Annotated in this window: 14 protein-coding genes; 5 read left to right on the plus strand and 9 right to left on the minus strand. The window is 71.7% G+C overall.

Annotation, left to right across the window (positions count from 1 at the left end):
- Positions 1-29 precede the first annotated feature (29 nt).
- The 5 genes from ftsH to dacB form a co-directional block, all read right to left on the minus strand.
- Positions 30-2,069, minus strand: coding sequence for an ATP-dependent zinc metalloprotease FtsH (gene ftsH / locus ACSUPV_RS17655; RefSeq protein ID WP_031115894.1), 2,040 nt, complete (start codon positions 2,067-2,069; stop codon positions 30-32).
- A 186-nt stretch (positions 2,070-2,255) separates the two neighbouring features.
- The gene (hpt, locus tag ACSUPV_RS17660) at positions 2,256-2,816 is read right to left on the minus strand and encodes a hypoxanthine phosphoribosyltransferase (protein ID WP_031115895.1); all 561 of its coding nucleotides are present in this window, start codon (positions 2,814-2,816) and stop codon (positions 2,256-2,258) included.
- Positions 2,817-2,876: 60 nt separating this feature from the next.
- Entirely contained in the window at positions 2,877-3,914 is a 1,038-nt protein-coding gene (gene tilS, locus ACSUPV_RS17665) for a tRNA lysidine(34) synthetase TilS (RefSeq protein ID WP_037760801.1), read from the minus strand.
- A gap of 195 nt (positions 3,915-4,109) precedes the next feature.
- A complete protein-coding gene (locus tag ACSUPV_RS17670) occupies positions 4,110-5,237 on the minus strand; it encodes a zinc-dependent metalloprotease (protein ID WP_037760804.1) in 1,128 nt (375 codons plus the stop codon).
- A gap of 343 nt (positions 5,238-5,580) precedes the next feature.
- Complete coding sequence (dacB, locus tag ACSUPV_RS17675; RefSeq protein WP_436947802.1) at positions 5,581-7,167, minus strand: D-alanyl-D-alanine carboxypeptidase/D-alanyl-D-alanine endopeptidase; 1,587 nt, start codon at positions 7,165-7,167, stop codon at positions 5,581-5,583.
- 79 nt (positions 7,168-7,246) lie between these two features.
- On the opposite strand from dacB, the gene ACSUPV_RS17680 reads away from it, so the two are divergent.
- Positions 7,247-7,738 (plus strand): inorganic diphosphatase, encoded by a 492-nt coding sequence (locus tag ACSUPV_RS17680; protein WP_031115900.1) that lies wholly within the window; start codon positions 7,247-7,249, stop codon positions 7,736-7,738.
- A gap of 122 nt (positions 7,739-7,860) precedes the next feature.
- Complete coding sequence (locus tag ACSUPV_RS17685) at positions 7,861-9,558, plus strand: threonine/serine ThrE exporter family protein (RefSeq protein ID WP_031115901.1); 1,698 nt, start codon at positions 7,861-7,863, stop codon at positions 9,556-9,558.
- Positions 9,559-9,585: 27 nt separating this feature from the next.
- Here ACSUPV_RS17685 and ACSUPV_RS17690 read toward each other — a convergent pair whose 3' ends face one another.
- On the minus strand, positions 9,586-10,458 hold the full coding sequence (locus ACSUPV_RS17690; RefSeq protein ID WP_359792885.1) for a DedA family protein: 873 nt from the start codon (positions 10,456-10,458) through the stop codon (positions 9,586-9,588).
- Between the two features lie 135 nt (positions 10,459-10,593).
- Here ACSUPV_RS17690 and ACSUPV_RS17695 point away from each other — a divergent pair, with 135 nt between their 5' ends.
- Positions 10,594-10,959, plus strand: coding sequence for a YbjQ family protein (locus tag ACSUPV_RS17695; protein WP_031115903.1), 366 nt, complete (start codon positions 10,594-10,596; stop codon positions 10,957-10,959).
- A 16-nt stretch (positions 10,960-10,975) separates the two neighbouring features.
- Here ACSUPV_RS17695 and ACSUPV_RS17700 read toward each other — a convergent pair whose 3' ends face one another.
- Positions 10,976-11,737, minus strand: a complete 762-nt coding sequence (locus ACSUPV_RS17700; RefSeq protein ID WP_436947803.1) for a MerR family transcriptional regulator — start codon at positions 11,735-11,737, stop codon at positions 10,976-10,978.
- Between the two features lie 102 nt (positions 11,738-11,839).
- Between ACSUPV_RS17700 and ACSUPV_RS17705 the strand changes: the two genes are divergently transcribed.
- Both ACSUPV_RS17705 and ACSUPV_RS17710 read left to right on the plus strand, forming a co-directional pair.
- Positions 11,840-13,126 (plus strand): ion channel protein, encoded by a 1,287-nt coding sequence (locus ACSUPV_RS17705; RefSeq protein ID WP_436947804.1) that lies wholly within the window; start codon positions 11,840-11,842, stop codon positions 13,124-13,126.
- A gap of 29 nt (positions 13,127-13,155) precedes the next feature.
- A complete protein-coding gene (locus ACSUPV_RS17710; protein WP_037760814.1) occupies positions 13,156-14,562 on the plus strand; it encodes a glutamate decarboxylase in 1,407 nt (468 codons plus the stop codon).
- Positions 14,563-14,661: 99 nt separating this feature from the next.
- Here ACSUPV_RS17710 and ACSUPV_RS17715 read toward each other — a convergent pair whose 3' ends face one another.
- Entirely contained in the window at positions 14,662-15,423 is a 762-nt protein-coding gene (locus tag ACSUPV_RS17715; protein ID WP_436947805.1) for an ABC transporter permease, read from the minus strand.
- On the minus strand, positions 15,420-16,370 hold the full coding sequence (locus ACSUPV_RS17720) for a daunorubicin resistance protein DrrA family ABC transporter ATP-binding protein (protein ID WP_037760819.1): 951 nt from the start codon (positions 16,368-16,370) through the stop codon (positions 15,420-15,422). The genes ACSUPV_RS17715 and ACSUPV_RS17720 overlap by 4 nt, the downstream gene beginning before the upstream one ends.
- Positions 16,371-16,426 lie beyond the last annotated feature (56 nt).

Raw genomic sequence — 16,426 nt, forward strand, 5'->3', positions numbered from 1 at the left:
GGGCCCGGTGGGGCCACCGGGAGAGCGGGTCAGCTCTCGGGGCGGTCCTCCGGGGCTCGCTCGGGCGCCGGGGCGGGCTCCGCCGCGGTGCTCTTGGCCGTGGTGATGGCCGGCGTGGCGCCGTTCGCCCCGTTCGTCAGGGCCAGCTCCTTGGGGGAGAGGACCGGCGGGCGGGTCGACGGCGTACGACGGGAGGATCCCGTCCAGGCGGGCCGCGGCGGGCGCTTGACGATCGGGGCGAAGATCTCGGCGATCTCCTCCTTGCCGAGCGTCTCCTTCTCGAGGAGGGCCAGCACCAGATTGTCGAGCACATCGCGGTTCTCGACCAGGATCTCCCAGGCCTCGTTGTGCGCGGTCTCGATGAGCTTCTTGACCTCTTCGTCGACCAGCGCGGCGACCTCTTCCGAGTAGTCGCGCTGGTGAGACATCTCACGTCCGAGGAAGGGCTCGGTGTTGTCCCCACCGAACTTGATCGCGCCGAGACGCTCGGTCATGCCGTACTGCGTGACCATCGCGCGGGCCAGGCCCGTGGCCTTCTCGATGTCGTTGGCGGCACCCGTGGTCGGGTCGTGGAAGACGAGCTCCTCGGCCGCGCGGCCGCCCAGCATGTAGGCGAGCTGGTCGAGCATCTCGTTGCGCGTGGTCGAGTACTTGTCCTCGTCCGGCAGCACCATCGTGTAGCCGAGGGCGCGGCCTCTCGACAGGATCGTGATCTTGTGGACGGGATCGGAGTTCGGCGAGGCCGCCGCGACCAGGGCGTGTCCGCCCTCGTGGTACGCGGTGATCTTCTTCTCCTTGTCCGACATGATCCGGGTCCGCTTCTGCGGGCCCGCGACCACACGGTCGATCGCCTCGTCCAGCATGTGGTTGTCGATCAGCTTCTGGTCGCTGCGGGCCGTCAGCAGGGCGGCCTCGTTCAGCACGTTGGCGAGATCGGCACCCGTCATGCCGGGCGTACGGCGGGCGACGGCCGACAGGTCGACGTCGGGCGCGACCGGCTTGCCCTTCTGGTGGACCTTGAGGATCTCCAGACGGCCCTGCATGTCCGGGCGGTCGACCGCGATCTGGCGGTCGAAGCGGCCCGGGCGCAGCAGCGCCGGGTCGAGGATGTCGGGCCGGTTCGTCGCGGCGATGAGGATCACGCCGCCCTTGACGTCGAAGCCGTCCATCTCGACGAGCAGCTGGTTCAGGGTCTGCTCGCGCTCGTCGTGACCGCCGCCGAGGCCGGCGCCGCGGTGGCGGCCGACCGCGTCGATCTCGTCGACGAAGACGATCGCCGGGGCGTTCGCCTTGGCCTGCTCGAACAGGTCACGGACCCGGGAGGCACCGACACCGACGAACATCTCGACGAAGTCGGAACCGGAGATCGAGTAGAACGGCACGCCCGCCTCGCCCGCGACGGCACGCGCGAGCAGGGTCTTGCCGGTGCCGGGAGGCCCGTAGAGCAGGACGCCCTTGGGGATCTTGGCGCCGACGGCCTGGAACTTGGCCGGCTCCTGGAGGAACTCCTTGATCTCGTGGAGCTCCTCGACGGCCTCGTCCGACCCGGCGACGTCGGCGAACGTCGTCTTCGGGGTGTCCTTGGTGATGAGCTTGGCCTTGGACTTCCCGAAGTTCATCACGCGGGAGCCGCCGCCCTGCATCTGGTTCATCAGGAACAGGAACACGACCACGATCAGCACGAAGGGCAGCAGGGAGAGCAGGATGCCGACGAACGGGTTCTGCTTGGACGGCGAGACCGTGTAGCCGTCCGGGATCTGCTTGTCCTGGTACTTGTTCTGCAGCGTGTTGGCGATGTCCACGCCCTGGTTGTCGATGTAGCTCGCCTGGATCTTCGAGCTGCCCTCGACCTTCACGCCGTCCTTGAGCGTGACCTTGATGGTCTCGTCATCGCCGGTGGTGAGCTTGGCCGACTCGACCTTGTTCTGGTTGATCGCCTGGACGACCTGGCCGGTGTCCACCGTCTTGTAGCCGCCGGACGAGCCGACGACCTGCATCAACACGACCACGGCAAGGACGGCCAGCACGATCCACATGACCGGCCCACGGAAGTATCGCTTCACGTCCATCCATACGGAGCGGTGCCGCCCCGTCCCTCCTGCCATAGTGAGTTTGATAAAAGACTGTTCTTCGGACGGTACCCCAGCATTGTCACCTGAAGCCGCGTGGGACGGCTGGCGATCCGTCTACGCCTGCTCCAACGGCGGGAAGCCCGCTGGGGTTCCCGATCACCGTCACGGCACCCCGGCCGGGGTTCAGCCGCCGTACACGTGGGGCGCGAGCGTACCGACGAACGGGAGGTTGCGGTACTTCTCGGCGTAGTCGAGGCCGTAGCCGACGACGAACTCGTTGGGGATGTCGAAGCCGACCCATTCCACGTCGATGGCGACCTTCGCGGCCTCGGGCTTGCGCAGCAGCGTGCACACCTTGAGGGAGGCGGGCTCGCGCGAGCCGAGGTTGGAGATCAGCCAGGACAGGGTCAGGCCGGAGTCGATGATGTCCTCGACGATGAGGACGTGCTTGCCCTTGATGTCGGTGTCGAGGTCCTTGAGGATCCGCACCACACCGGAGGACTGGGTGCCCGCCCCGTACGAGGATACGGCCATCCAGTCCATGGTGACGGGGGTGGACAGCGCCCGCGCGAGGTCGGCCATGACCATCACCGCGCCCTTGAGGACACCGACGATCAGCAGGTCCTTGCCCGCGTACTCCGCGTCGATCTTCGCTGCCAGCTCGGCCAGCTTGGCGTCGATCTCTTCCTTGGTGATGAGTACCTGCTGGAGGTCGGCACCCATGTCTTTCGCGTCCACCCGCATCACTTTCGGTCGTCCCACCGGCCGACCGGCCCCTCCTGCGACAGCCGGGAGGGGACGGATTCAGCCTTGCCGAATCACCAGTCTGCCACCCTGCCGCCGGGCCACGACCTTGCCGGGGAGGTTGATGGCTCCCTGGCCGCGCCAGCCGGTGATGAGCCGGTCGACTTCCTCGATGTGGCGGGCGAACAGGGATCCGGCCGGGGCACCGGCGGCGATGGCGGCCCGGCGCAGGACGCGGCGGCGCACGGCGGGCGGCAGGGCGTAGAGCTTGGCGCAGTCCAGGAGCCCGGCGGCGTCGCGGACGGTGGCCTCGGCCTGGGCGGCCCAGGAGTCGAGGGCGTCGGCGTCGTCGCGGGAGAGCTGGGCGGTCCGGGCGAGGGCCTCCACGACGCCCTTGCCGAGGGCCTTCTCCAGGGCGGGCAGACCCTCGTGGCGCAGCCGGGAGCGGGTGTAGGCCGGGTCGGCGTTGTGGGGGTCGTCCCAGACGGGCAGGGACTGGACCATGCAGGCCTTGCGCGCGGTCTGCCGGTCGAGTTCCAGGAACGGACGGCGGTAACGGCCGCCGGCCCCCGAGACCGCGGCCATGCCGGACAGGGAGCGGATGCCGGAGCCGCGGGCGAGGCCGAGGAGGACGGTCTCGGCCTGGTCGTCGCGGGTGTGGCCGAGCAGGACGGCGGCGGCGCCGTGGCGTTCGGCCGCGGTGTCGAGTGCGGCGTAGCGGGCGTCGCGGGCGGCCGCCTCCGGTCCGCCGGCGCGGCCGACGGTGACGGCGACGGAGTCGACGGGGTCGAGACCGAGTTCACGCAGGCGCTGGACGACTTCCGCGGCGCGCAGGTCGGAGCCGGGCTGGAGACCGTGGTCGACGGTCACGCCGCCGGCTCTGATGCCGAGCTTGGGGGACTCGAAGGCGAGGGCGGAGGCGAGGGCCATGGAGTCGGCGCCGCCGGAGCACGCCACGAGCACGAGCGGCGGGGGCGGCTGCTCGTGCGAGAGGGCGTGCGGGACCGCGGCGGGGGCGCGGTGGTGTTCGGTGAGGAGGTCGTGGAGGACGCGGCGTACCGCCAGGCGTATCGCCGCGACCGCAGGATGGGGACCCATGTCCGGTTCCCTTCATGAAGTTTTCGGGGGGTGAGCCCGAGGTCGGTCACGCAGAGTGTATAGATGGTGACAGAACCGGGCCGTTCCCCGAGCATTGCACGCCTACCCCTGCCTCACGGTCCCTCGGACGGGTGATTGGAGGGGCGTTCGCCTGCCGTCGACCGGTTTCCTTTCACGACCTTCCCGCGATGTTCACTACTCGGACCTGCGATGCACCCGCGCGACCCAGTCCGCCGGTTTGGCGATCTCCGACTTGGTGGGGAGGGTGTTGGGCGAGGTCCACACGCGGTTGAAGCCGTCCATGCCGACCTCGTCGACGACGGCCCGGACGAAGCGTTCGCCGTCGCGGTACTGGCGGAGCTTGGCGTCCAGGCCGAGGAGCTTGCGCAGGGCGAGGTCGAGGCGGGAGGCGCCCTTGGCGCGGCGCTGCTGGAACTTCTCGCGGATCTCGCCGACGGACGGCACGACGGCCGGGCCGACGCCGTCCATGACGAAGTCGGCGTGGCCCTCCAGCAGGGACATCACGGCCGTGAGGCGGCCGAGGATCTCGCGCTGGGCGGGGGTCTGGACGATCTCGACGAGGGAGCGGCCGCCGTCGTCCTCCTCGGCCTCGGGGCGTCCTCCGGCGAGGCTCTGGGCGGCTTCGCGGACGCGTTCCAGGACGGTCATGGGGTCGACGTCGGTCTCCCCCAGGAACGACTGGATTTCACCCTCCAGGTGGTCCCTCAGCCAGGGCACGGCGGTGAACTGGGTGCGGTGGGTCTCCTCGTGGAGGCAGACCCAGAGGCGGAAGTCGTGGGGGTCGACGTCGAGTTCGCGTTCGACGTGGACGATGTTCGGGGCGACGAGGAGGAGCCGGCCGCCGCCGCTCTCGCCGGCCGGGAGCTCGCGGCTGGCCGGGGCGAAGGTCTCGTACTGGCCGAGGACGCGGGAGGCCAGGAACGACAGGAGCATGCCGAGCTCGACGCCGGTGACCTTGCCGCCGACGGCGCCCATGACCGCGCTGCCGGGGCTGCTGCCGCGCCGTTCCTGCATCTTGTCGAGCAGGGGCCGGAGGATCTCCCGGAACCCGGCGACGTTCGCGCGGATCCAGCCCGGGCGGTCGACGACGAGGACGGGGGTGTCGTGGCCCTCCTCGGTGCCGAGCCGGGTGAAGCCGCGGACGTGTTCCTCCGAGGACTTGGCGTGCCGGCGCAGTTCCGCGACGACGGCCCTCGCCTCGTCGCGACTGACCTCGGGGCCCGGCCGCACGAGCCGGGTCGCGGTCGCCACCGCGAGGTTCCAGTCGACCATGCCGGTTGAAGCACCACCGATGCTCGTCATGCGTCAACCGTACGTGAGCGCTCGCCGCGGGGGCAGGGCGGCGAGGGGTGGGTGATGCCGGGGTGCGCTTTCAGGCGTCCGGCGTCTCCAGGGCCGACGGGGCCGGGTTTCCCGCCGGGCATCCAGCCTCGGGGCCCGCGTTCCTCCCCCGCGCTCCCGACTCCGCCCGAGTGGAGCACCCGCATCGCCCCAGCGGAACGAAAGCGGAACGACCGCCGAGGGCTGTACGGATCGGCGCTGTACGGATCGACGCCCCGGGACGGAAGAGCGACGCCCCACGCCGGGGACGGCCGGCACAAGGCCCCGGGCGCGGGTCCCTCGGCGTCCGCCCCGCAGGGGCGCGTCACCCGCAGCCGCACGCCGCCAGAGCCGTCGCCACCCTGTCCAGGGCCCTCTGGGTCGCCGCCGGGTTCCCCGGGTCCGTGCCCGTGGCCATGGCGGCGAACGCCAGCAGGCGACCGTCCCGGTCGACCAGGGTGCCCGCGAGGGTGTGGACGCCGGTGAGGGTGCCGGTCTTGGCGCGGATGACGCCGGATGCTCCGTCCGTGTAGCGGGAGCTGAGCGTGCCCGTGAAGCCGGCGACGGGGAGGCCGGTGAGGGCCGGGCGGAGTTCGGGGTGGGACGGGTCGGCCGCCTTCGCCAGCAGGGCGGTGAGGAGGTCCGGTGTCAGGCGGTCGGCGCGGTCGAGGCCGCTGCCGTCCTTGAAGGCGGCGCCCTTGAGCGGCAGACCGAGTTCGCGCAGCTGGGCGCCGATGGCCCGGCCCGCGCCCGCGAAGTCGGCCCGTTCGCCGGTGGCGATCGCGGTCTGGCGGGCGAGGGCCTCGGCGATGTCGTTGTCGCTGTTGGTCAGCATGCGTTCGACGAGGGCCGACAGCGGGGGCGAGGAGACCGCCGCGAGGGTCTCGGCGCGGGTCGTGGCCTTGGACGGGCCGGGGGCCGTGGTCTTGATGCCGTGGGAGGTCAGGAAGTCCTCGAACTGGCGGGCCGCGTCCTCCGCCGGGTCCGTCACGCGGGCGACCGGGCCGCTCGTGGAGTCGTCCGTGCGGCCCTCGTCGGCCATCAGGGGGGTGACCAGGGCGAGATTGGGGTTGTTCCCGATCGGGTGCTTCGGGGAGCCCGCGTAGCGGGTCGTGTCGTAGGACAGGGTCACCTCGCGCACACCCCGCTCGGCGAGGGCGGCGGCCGTCTCGGCGGCCAGGGTGCGCAGGCTCGCCGCCCCCTCGGCCTTCTCGCGGGCCGTGAGGGTGGGGTCGCCGCCGCCGACGAGGACTACTTCCTTCGTGTCGGGTTCCAGCGCGGCGCGGGTGGTGAGGCGGTGGTCGGCGCCCATCGCGGACAGCGCGGCCACCGCCGTGGCGATCTTCGTCGTGGAGGCCGGGGTGAGCGCGGCGCCCGCGTGCGTGCCGTACAGGCGCCGGCCCGTGGTGACGTCGACGACGGCCGCGGCGGGCCGGGGGCCGAGCGCCGGGTCCTTCAGCAGGGGCGTGAGGGCCTTGGCGAGGGCCTTGCCGTCCGGGGCGGACTTCACGGTGCTGACGCTGCCGAGGCCGGTCAGCACGGGTCCGGCGCTGGGCGCGGGCCGGGGCAGGCCGGGCGCGCCGGAGGTACCGCCGTGATCTGTGCCACCCGCGCGGCCGAGGGCGGCGGCCCGGTCCCGCTCGGCCGTACGCTGACCCGAGGAGTCCCAGGGACCGGCGGCGGTCACCACCCCGGCGGCCAGTGCCAGGCCGGCGGTGGCGGCACCCGCGGTGTACTGCCAGGTCTTCGGCCGCGTGACCCGCGCGACCTGCGGTTTCCCGGTCCGTACGAGCCGTGTGACCCGCGGTTTCGCGGCCGCTGCGGCCCGGACCAGGCGCGGTCGTACGGCATCCGCGATCCGCACCACGTGCGGTCTCGCGGCCCGCCAAGGCCTCAGCTCTGGCACGACCACCAGCCCCTTTCGCGATCACACACCTGCGTGAGGGACACTTAACCACCAGAACTATGTGTTGATCATGGAGGAGCCACCGGTGGAGTTCGACGTCACGATCGAGATTCCGAAGGGTTCGCGCAACAAGTACGAGGTGGACCACGAGACCGGTCGTATCCGCCTGGACCGGCGACTCTTCACCTCGACCGCCTACCCGACCGACTACGGCTTCGTCGAGAACACCCTCGGCGAGGACGGCGACCCGCTGGACGCGCTGGTCATCCTCGACGAGCCGACGTTCCCGGGCTGCCTCATCAAGTGCCGTGCGATCGGCATGTTCCGCATGACGGACGAGGCCGGCGGCGACGACAAGCTGCTGTGCGTGCCGGCGACGGACCCGCGCGTGGAGCACCTGCGCGACATCCACCACGTGTCGGAGTTCGACCGCCTGGAGATCCAGCACTTCTTCGAGGTCTACAAGGACCTGGAGCCCGGCAAGTCGGTCGAGGGCGCCAACTGGGTGGGCCGTACGGACGCGGAGGCCGAGATCGAGCGGTCCTACAAGCGCTTCAAGGAGCAGGGCGGTCACTGATCCCCGCCCCCTCTGATGCCCACGGGCCGCACGCGTGCGCGTGCGGCCCGTTCGTCCGTGTGTGCGCATACTGAGGCTGATGGGGTACCGAGGCTGACGTGTCGTACAGGGAGCGCCAGGCAGTGACGGACGCGGAGGACCGCAAGCCGAAGTCGGACGAGGCCAGGAGTGCGTTCCTGCCTCCGGGCGGGGCCGCCGTCGACGGGGACATGTCGACGACGTCGGAGTTCGCGATCCCCGAGGGGCTGGCCGTCCACCGGCCGGCCGGTACGGAGTCGGAGACCACGTCCGAGTTCGCCCTGCCGGAGGGGCTGGACGTGGCGCCGGCGCCCGCGGCGGAGCCGGAGGGGTCGGCGTTCACGCCGCCGAGCACGTACAGCGCCAAGCACGCCCCGTCCGCGTTCACCCCGCCGACCGGGATCCCCGTGGTCAGCCTGACCAAGGACGTGCCCTGGCAGGACCGGATGCGCACCATGCTGCGCATGCCGGTGGCGGAGCGGCCGGCACCGGAGGCGATCCAGCGCGGCGGCGACGACTCGGCGCCCGCGGTGCCGCGCGTGCTCGACCTGACGCTGCGTATCGGCGAGTTGCTGCTGGCGGGCGGTGAGGGCGCCGAGGACGTGGAGACGGCGATGTTCGCCGTCTGCCGGTCCTACGGGCTGGACCGCTGCGAGCCCAACGTCACCTTCACGCTGCTGGCGATCTCCTACCAGCCGTCGCTGGTCGACGATCCGGTCACGGCGTCGCGGACCGTGCGCCGCAGAGGGACCGACTACACGCGGCTGGCGGCCGTGTACCAGCTGGTGGACGACCTCAGCGACGACGAGACGGCGGTATCCCTGGAGGAGGCCTACCGGCGGCTCGCGGAGATCCGCCGGAACCGGCACCCGTATCCCGGCTGGGCGCTGACCGCCGCGAGCGGGCTGCTGGCGGGTGCGGCCTCCGTGCTGGTCGGCGGTGACCTCATCGTGTTCGTCGCGGCGGCGCTGGGCGCGATGCTCGGCGACCGGCTGGCGTGGCTGTGCGCGGGGCGCGGGCTGCCGGAGTTCTACCAGTTCACGGTGGCCGCGATGCCGCCGGCCGCGATCGGGGTCGCGCTGACGCTGGGCCACGTCGACGTGAAGGCCTCCGCGGTCATCACCGGTGGGCTGTTCGCGCTGCTGCCCGGGCGGGCGCTGGTGGCGGGGGTGCAGGACGGGCTGACCGGTTTCTACATCACCGCGTCGGCGCGTCTGCTGGAGGTCCTGTACTTCTTCGTGGGCATCGTCGCGGGTGTGCTGCTGGTGCTGTACTTCGGCGTGCAACTGGGGGCCCCGCTGAACCCCGACGCGGCGCTCGGGGTCTCGGACGACCCGGTGCTGCTGATCGGCGCGTCGATGCTGCTGTCGCTGGCCTTCGCGGTGCTGCTCCAGCAGGAACGATCCACCGTGGTGTGGGTGACGCTGAACGGGGGCGTCGCGTGGGTCGTGTACGGCGCGATGCACTACGCGGGGGACATCTCGCCGGTGGCGTCCACGGCGGCGGCCGCCGGGCTGGTGGGGTTGTTCGGGCAGTTGCTGTCCCGGTACCAGTTCGCCTCCGCGCTGCCCTACACGACCGCGGCGATCGGGCCCCTGCTGCCCGGTTCCGCCACGTACTTCGGGCTGCTGGCCATCGCGCAGAACGAGGTGGACGCGGGGCTGGTGTCGCTGTCGAAGGCGGTGGCCCTGGCCATGGCCATCGCCATCGGGGTGAATCTGGGGTCCGAGATCTCCCGGATGTTCCTGCGGATCGGGTCCGCGGAGAAGCGGCGGGCCGCCAAGCGGACCAGGGGCTTCTAGCTCCGCCGGCGGCGACCGCCCGGTGGGTCAGTAGCCGCCGTTGTAGGGCCGCTGGTTGCCCTGCTGCGTGCCGTACGGCTGCTGCTGGCCGTAGCCCGGGCCCTGGGGGTACTGGCCGTAGTACTGCTGGTCGTCGTAGCCGTTCTGGTTGCCGTACGGGGGCTGCTGCGGCTGGTGGTGGGGCGGGCGGTCGTCCGGGGTGATGCGGCGGAGCTGGGTCGTCGCGTCGTCCATGACCGGGAGGTGGGGCTGCGTGGCGGCGGGGTCCTGCGCCACGGCGCGCTTCTTCTTCGACCGCTCGCGCAGGTACTCGATGATGATCGGGACGACGGAGACGAAGACGATCAGGACGAGGATCGCCTCGACGTTCTTCTTGATGAAGTCGATCTGGCCGAGCCAGTAGCCCGCCAGGGTGACGCCGGTGCCCCAGGCGATGCCGCCGATGATGTTGTACGTGAAGAACGTGCGGTACTTCATGCGGCCGGCGCCCGCGACGATCGGGGCGAAGGTCCGCACGATCGGGACGAAGCGGGCCAGCACGATCGCCTTGGGTCCGTACTTCTCCATGAACTCGTGGGCCTTGTCCAGGTTCTCCTGCTTGAAGAGCTTGGAGTTGGGCCGGTTGAAGAGCTTCGGGCCCAGGAACTTGCCGATCATGTAGCCCACTTGGTCGCCGACGACGGCGGCGATCACGATCAGCGTGCACACCAGCCACAGCGGCTGGGTGATGTAGGTGCCCTCGGCCACGAAGAGGCCCGCCGTGAACAGCAGGGAATCGCCCGGCAGGAACGCGAACAGCCCGGACTCGGCGAAGACGATCAGCAGGATGCCGGGCAGGCTGAAGGTCTCGATCAGGTAGTTCGGGTCGAGCCACTCGGGGCCGAGCGCAAGCGTGGTCACGGGGATGTGGCTCCTGCTGCTGTGAGATGCGGGCTGGGGCTGGCTGCCTCAAAGTATCAACGCAGCCGTCACGACCCAGGTTCCATGGGGGTACCCAGAATGCACTGTGGGCCCTCCCGGAGAAAGCTGAGAAGCATGGGCATCGATGAATACGGCGGCGGGCAGGGCCCTCAGCCCGATGTGCTCGTCGTCACCACGAACGACGTACCCGGATACCGCGTGCAGGAGGTCCTCGGCGAGGTCTTCGGCCTGACCGTGCGCTCCCGGCACGTGGGCAGCCAGATCGGCGCCGGGCTGAAGTCGATGGTCGGCGGTGAGCTGCGGGGGCTCACCAAGACCCTCGTGCAGACCCGCAACCAGGCCATGGAGCGACTCGTCGAACAGGCACGCGCGCGTGGTGCCAACGGCGTGCTCGCGTTCCGGTTCGACGTGACGTCGGCGGCGGACGTGGGCACCGAGGTGTGCGCGTACGGCACGGCGGTGGTCCTGGCCCGGGAGTGAGGTCCCGGGCCGGGGATCAGGAGGTGTGGCGGGCGGCGTTCGCGGCAATCGCGTCCCTGAGGTGCTCGGCGAGGCCGGGGCGCATCGACTCGTAGAACGCCTTGAAGCGCTCGTCGGCGACGTACATCTCGCCCAGGCGGCGGTGCTGCTCGTGGGAGCACTCGTAGTACCAGGTGCAGATGTGCTGCCGGTGCTCCTCCGCCAGGGCCATGGCCGCCTCGCCGGTGGGCGGTTCGCCGGCGGCCATCAGGGCGCCGTAGCGCTCGCCCCAGTCGGCGGTCTGGTCCTGGATCCGCTGCCACTCCTCCTTGGTGTAGCGGGCGACGCGGCGCTGCGACTCGGCGTACTGCTCGGTGCCGCCCCAGCGCGCTTCCGCCTCGTCGGCGTACTGCTCCGGGTCCTTGTCCCCGAAGACCTCGAACTTCTCCTCGGGCGTGAGGTTGATGCCCATCTCGCGTGCCTCCATGGCGTGCTCCACGGCCGCCGCCATCTTCGTCAGCCGTTCGATCCGGGCGGTCAGCAGGTCGTGCTGCCGGCGCAGGTGGGCGCGCGGGTCCGCCTCCGGGTCGTCGAGCAGGACGGCGACCTCGTCGAGGGGGAAGCCGAGCTCCCGGTAGAACAGGATCTGCTGCAGCCGGTCGAGGTCGGCGTCGCTGTAGCGCCGGTGGCCCGCGTGGCTGCGCTCGCTCGGGGCGAGCAGGCCGATGGCGTCGTAGTGGTGCAGGGTGCGCACCGTGACGCCGGCGAAGCCCGCGACCTGTCCCACGGAGTAGCTCACTTCCGCTCCCTTCCTCCTCCGCGCTCCACGGTCGGGCCTCACGCCACGTGAGGTGCAAGCGTGTTTCCTGTTTGTGCCGTTTGATCCCTTTATCGTGTGCCCGTGGTCCAGGACAGCGAGCAGCGGGCGCCCTCCGTCACCCCCGCGACCCCCGCGCGCGTGCTGCTGCCGTCGATCCTGCCCGCCGTGGCGGTCGGGGTGGTCTCCTGTCTGGTCCTGGTGGGGGTGAGCGTCGCCGCCGAGGAGCTCCAGGACCTGCTGTGGGGGCCGCTGCCGGACGCGCTGGGGATCGGCCGGTACTCCGTGGCGTGGATGTTCGTGATGCTGGTCGCGACCGGTGCGGCGGTCGGGCTGGTGGTGTGGAAGGTGCCCGGACACGCGGGCCCCGATCCGGCCACCGTCGGTCTGGACGCCCCCGTCCTGCCGCCCGTGGTGCTGCCGGGGCTGCTGCTGGCGACCGCGCTGATGCTGGCCGGCGGACCCAGTCTCGGTCCCGAGAACCCGATCATCGCCGTGAACGTCGGCCTGGCGGTCTGGCTGGGCGGCCGGGCCCTGCCCCGCGCCCCGGGCCGGATGTGGCCGGCCCTGGCGGAGGCGGCGACGATCGGCGCACTGTTCGGCACCCCCGTGGCGGCCGCCCTGGTGATCTCCGAGGCGCTGGCCCGGGAGGAGACCCGCGGCCTGCTGTGGGACAACCTCTTCCCGCCGCTGACCGCCGCGGCGGCCGGTGCCCTGACCGCCACCCTCGTCGAGCACCCGAGCTTCGACCTGGACCTGCCGTCGTTCGGGCGGCCGGGCTGGGGCGATCTGTCGGCGGCGCTCGTGGTGGCCTCGGCGGGCGCGCTGCTCGGCATGGGCGCCGTGCGCTCCTTCCCCCACGTCCACGGGGCCTTCCGGCGGCTGCGGCACCCGATGCTGATGCTCCCGGCGGGCGGGGCCGTGCTGGGCGTGCTGGCGGCCCTGGGCGGCCATCTGACGCTGTTCAAGGGGCTCGACGAGATCGCGGTGCTGGCCCGCGACCCGGAGGGGCGGTCGGCCGGGGAGTTCGCCGTCCTGACGGTGGTGAAGCTGGCCGCGCTGGTCGTCGCCGCCTCCTGCGGGTTCCGCGGCGGGCGCATCTTCCCCGCCGTGTTCGCCGGCACCGCCCTCGGCCTGTGCGCGCACGCCCTGGTGTCCGGGGTGCATCCGTCGGTGGGGGTGTCGGCCGGGGTGCTCGGGATGCTGCTGGCCATCACCCGGCAGGGCTGGGTGAGCCTCTTCGTCGCCGCGGTGCTGGTCGCCTCGCCGGGGGTCATCGCCCTGCTCTGCATCGCCTCGCTGCCGGCCTGGCTGCTCGTTACGGGCCGGCCGCAGATGCAGCTGCGCCCGGACGGGACACCGGTCCGCTGACCCAACCATCCCCCTTTTTGGAGGCTCCCTTGCCGCTCAACGAAGGCCCCCGCCGGCCCGGCGGCCACCGCCTGTCCGTCAACCCCTTCTACGGCCCCGCCAATCCGGTCGGCGACATGGCCGAGGCCCCGCCCACGCACCGGCTCCCGGACCAGCCGATGGCCCCGGCGACCGCCCACCAGCTGGTGCGCGACGAGCTGATGCTCGACGGCAACGCCCGGCTGAACCTCGCCACCTTCGTCACCACCTGGATGGAGCCGGAGGCCGGGGTGCTGATGGCGGAGTGCCGGGACAAGAACATGATCGACAAGGACGAGTACCCGCGCACGGCCGAGCTGGAGCGGCGCTGCGTGGCGATGCTGGCCGACCTGTGGCACGCGCCCGATCCGGCGGCGGCCGTGGGGTGTTCGACGACCGGGTCGAGCGAGGCGTGCATGCTCGCCGGGATGGCGCTGAAGCGGCGCTGGGCGCGGCGCAACGCCGACCGGTACCCGGGGGCCCGGCCCAATCTGGTGATGGGCGTCAACGTGCAGGTGTGCTGGGAGAAGTTCTGCACCTTCTGGGAGGTGGAGGCCCGGCTGGTGCCCATGGAGGGCGACCGGTTCCACCTGGACCCGCAGGCCGCCGCCGAGCTGTGCGACGAGAACACCATCGGGGTCGTCGGGATCCTGGGCTCGACCTTCGACGGGTCCTACGAGCCGGTCGCCGACCTGTGCGCGGCGCTGGACGCGCTGCAGGAACGCACCGGGCTGGACATCCCGGTGCACGTCGACGGGGCGTCGGGCGCCATGGTCGCGCCGTTCCTCGACGAGGACCTGGTGTGGGACTTCCGGCTGCCACGCGTGGCGTCCATCAACACCTCGGGGCACAAGTACGGCCTCGTCTACCCGGGCGTCGGCTGGGCGCTGTGGCGGGACGCGGACGCGCTGCCCGAGGAACTGGTGTTCCGGGTGAACTACCTGGGCGGTGACATGCCGACGTTCGCGCTGAACTTCTCCCGGCCGGGCGCGCAGGTCGTGGCCCAGTACTACACGTTCCTGCGGCTGGGCCGGGACGGCTATCGGGCCGTGCAGCAGGCCGCGCGGGACGTGGCCACGGGGCTGGCCGCGCGGGTCGAGGCGCTCGGCGACTTCCGGCTGCTGACCCGGGGCGACCAGCTGCCGGTGTTCGCCTTCACGACCGCGCCGGACGTCACCGCGTACGACGTCTTCGACGTGTCCCGGCGGCTGCGCGAGAGCGGCTGGCTGGTGCCCGCGTACACCTTCCCGCCGCACCGCGAGGACCTGTCCGTGCTGCGGGTGGTGTGCCGCAACGGCTTCTCCGCGGACCTCGCCGACCTGCTCGCGCAGGACCTGGAACGGCTGCTGCCGGAACTGCGCCGGCAGCCGCGCCCCTTCACCCAGGACAGGGACGCGGCCACCGGGTTCCACCACTAGGGCCTGTCGTTCGGATCACGCCGCAGACGCGGGGTCTGGCACCGAACAGAACCGTCGCTTTCCTGCGACCTGATCCAAACGACAGGCCCTAGGGGCGGCCTAGCGGCTCAGTCGCCCGAACCTGCGTACCGCCAGCGGGAAGAACACCGCGAGCAGGGCCAGGGGCCACAGGACGGCCGGTGCCACGTGGCCCGGCTCCGCGCCGGGCACGCCGAACAGGTGCCGAACGGCCGTGGCCGTGTGGGACATCGGGTTCCACTCGACGACCGTGCCCAGCCAGCCGGGCATGGAGTCGGGGGTGGCGAGGGCGTTGGAGAGGAAGCCGATCGGCCAGACCAGGATCTGCACCGCCTGGACCATCTCCGGCTTCCCGGCCACGAGGGCCAGGTGGATGCCGATCCACAGCATGGCGAACCGGAGCAGGAGCAGCAGGCCCACGGCGCCCAGGAAGGCCGCCGGACCGCCGTGGGCACGCCAGCCGAGCGCGGCGCCCACACCGATGAGCACCGCCAGGGTCAGCACCGACTGGAGCATGTCGGCGGCGGAACGGCCCACCAGCACCGCCCCGTTGGCCATCGGCATCGAACGGAAGCGGTCGATCACGCCCTTGTCGAGGTCCCGCGTGACGGCGATCATCGTGCCCTCCAGGCCGAAGGCCATGGTGAGCGCGAGCATGCCCGGGACGAGGTAGTCGCGGTACGCGCCGCTCACGCCCCGGCCGCCGCCGACCAGGTAGCCGAACATGAGCAGCAGCATCACCGGGAAGACGAGGTTGACGGCCAGCTGGACCGGCTGCCGTCCCCAGCGGGCGAGTTCCCGGCGGGTCATGGTCCAGGAGTCGGTCAGGGCGTAGGCGGTCACGCGGTCTCCTTCACGCTGCGGTCGTCTCCGGTGAGGTGCAGGAACACCTCGTCCAGCGTCGGTCGGCGCAGGGCGACGTCCTCCGCCTCGATCCCGGCCTCCTGGAGCGCCCGTACGACCCCGGAGAGCGCCTCCATGCGGTCGGTCACCGGGGCGCTCAGCAGACGGCGGTCGACGTCGGCCGTGACCCCGGTGAGGGGCAGCAGGGCGACGGCGGCGCCCAGTTGGCCGGCGTCCCGCAGGACCACGTCGATGCGGTCGCCGCCGGTCTCGGCCTTCAGCTCGTCGGCCGTGCCCTCGGCGATGACGCGGCCGGCGTCGACGACCGAGATGCGGTCCGCGAGCTGGTCGGCCTCCTCCAGGTACTGCGTGGTGAGCAGGACCGTCGTACCGCCGCCGACCAGGGAGCGGACGGAGTCCCACACCTCGGCGCGGCCGCGGGGGTCGAGGCCGGTGGTCGGCTCGTCCAGGAAGAGCACCTCCGGTTCGGTGATCAGGGAGGCGGCGAGGTCCAGCCGCCGTCGCATGCCGCCGCTGTACTGCCGTACGGCCTTGCGGCCCGTGTCGGACAGGCCGAAGCGCTCCAGGAGTTCGCCGGCACGCGCGCGTGCCCGCTTCGCGCCCAGGTGGTGCAGCCGGCCGAACAGCTCCAGGTTCTGCCGCCCGCCGAGTTCCTCGTCGAGCGCGGCGTGCTGGCCGAGCAGGCCGATGCGCAGCCGTACGGCGTACGCCTCGCGCACCACGTCGTGCCCGGCGACCTCGATCCGGCCCCCGTCGGGCCGCAGCAGCGTGGACAGGACCCTGACCAGGGTGGTCTTGCCCGCGCCGTTCGGGCCGAGCACCCCGTGCACCGTGCCGCGCGCGACCCGCAGGTCGAGCCCGTCCAGCGCCTTCTTGTCGCCGTACCTCTTCTCCGCGCCTTCGACGGTGATCGCCGCGTCGGCCACTGAGCCTCCCTCGCTAGTCAAACTTGACTACAGGCTCGAAAGTAACCCCGCGCCAG

The sequence above is a fragment of the Streptomyces sp. SudanB52_2052 genome, from assembly GCF_964272415.1.
In the GTDB taxonomy this organism is placed as follows: Bacteria; Actinomycetota; Actinomycetes; order Streptomycetales; family Streptomycetaceae; genus Streptomyces; species Streptomyces olindensis.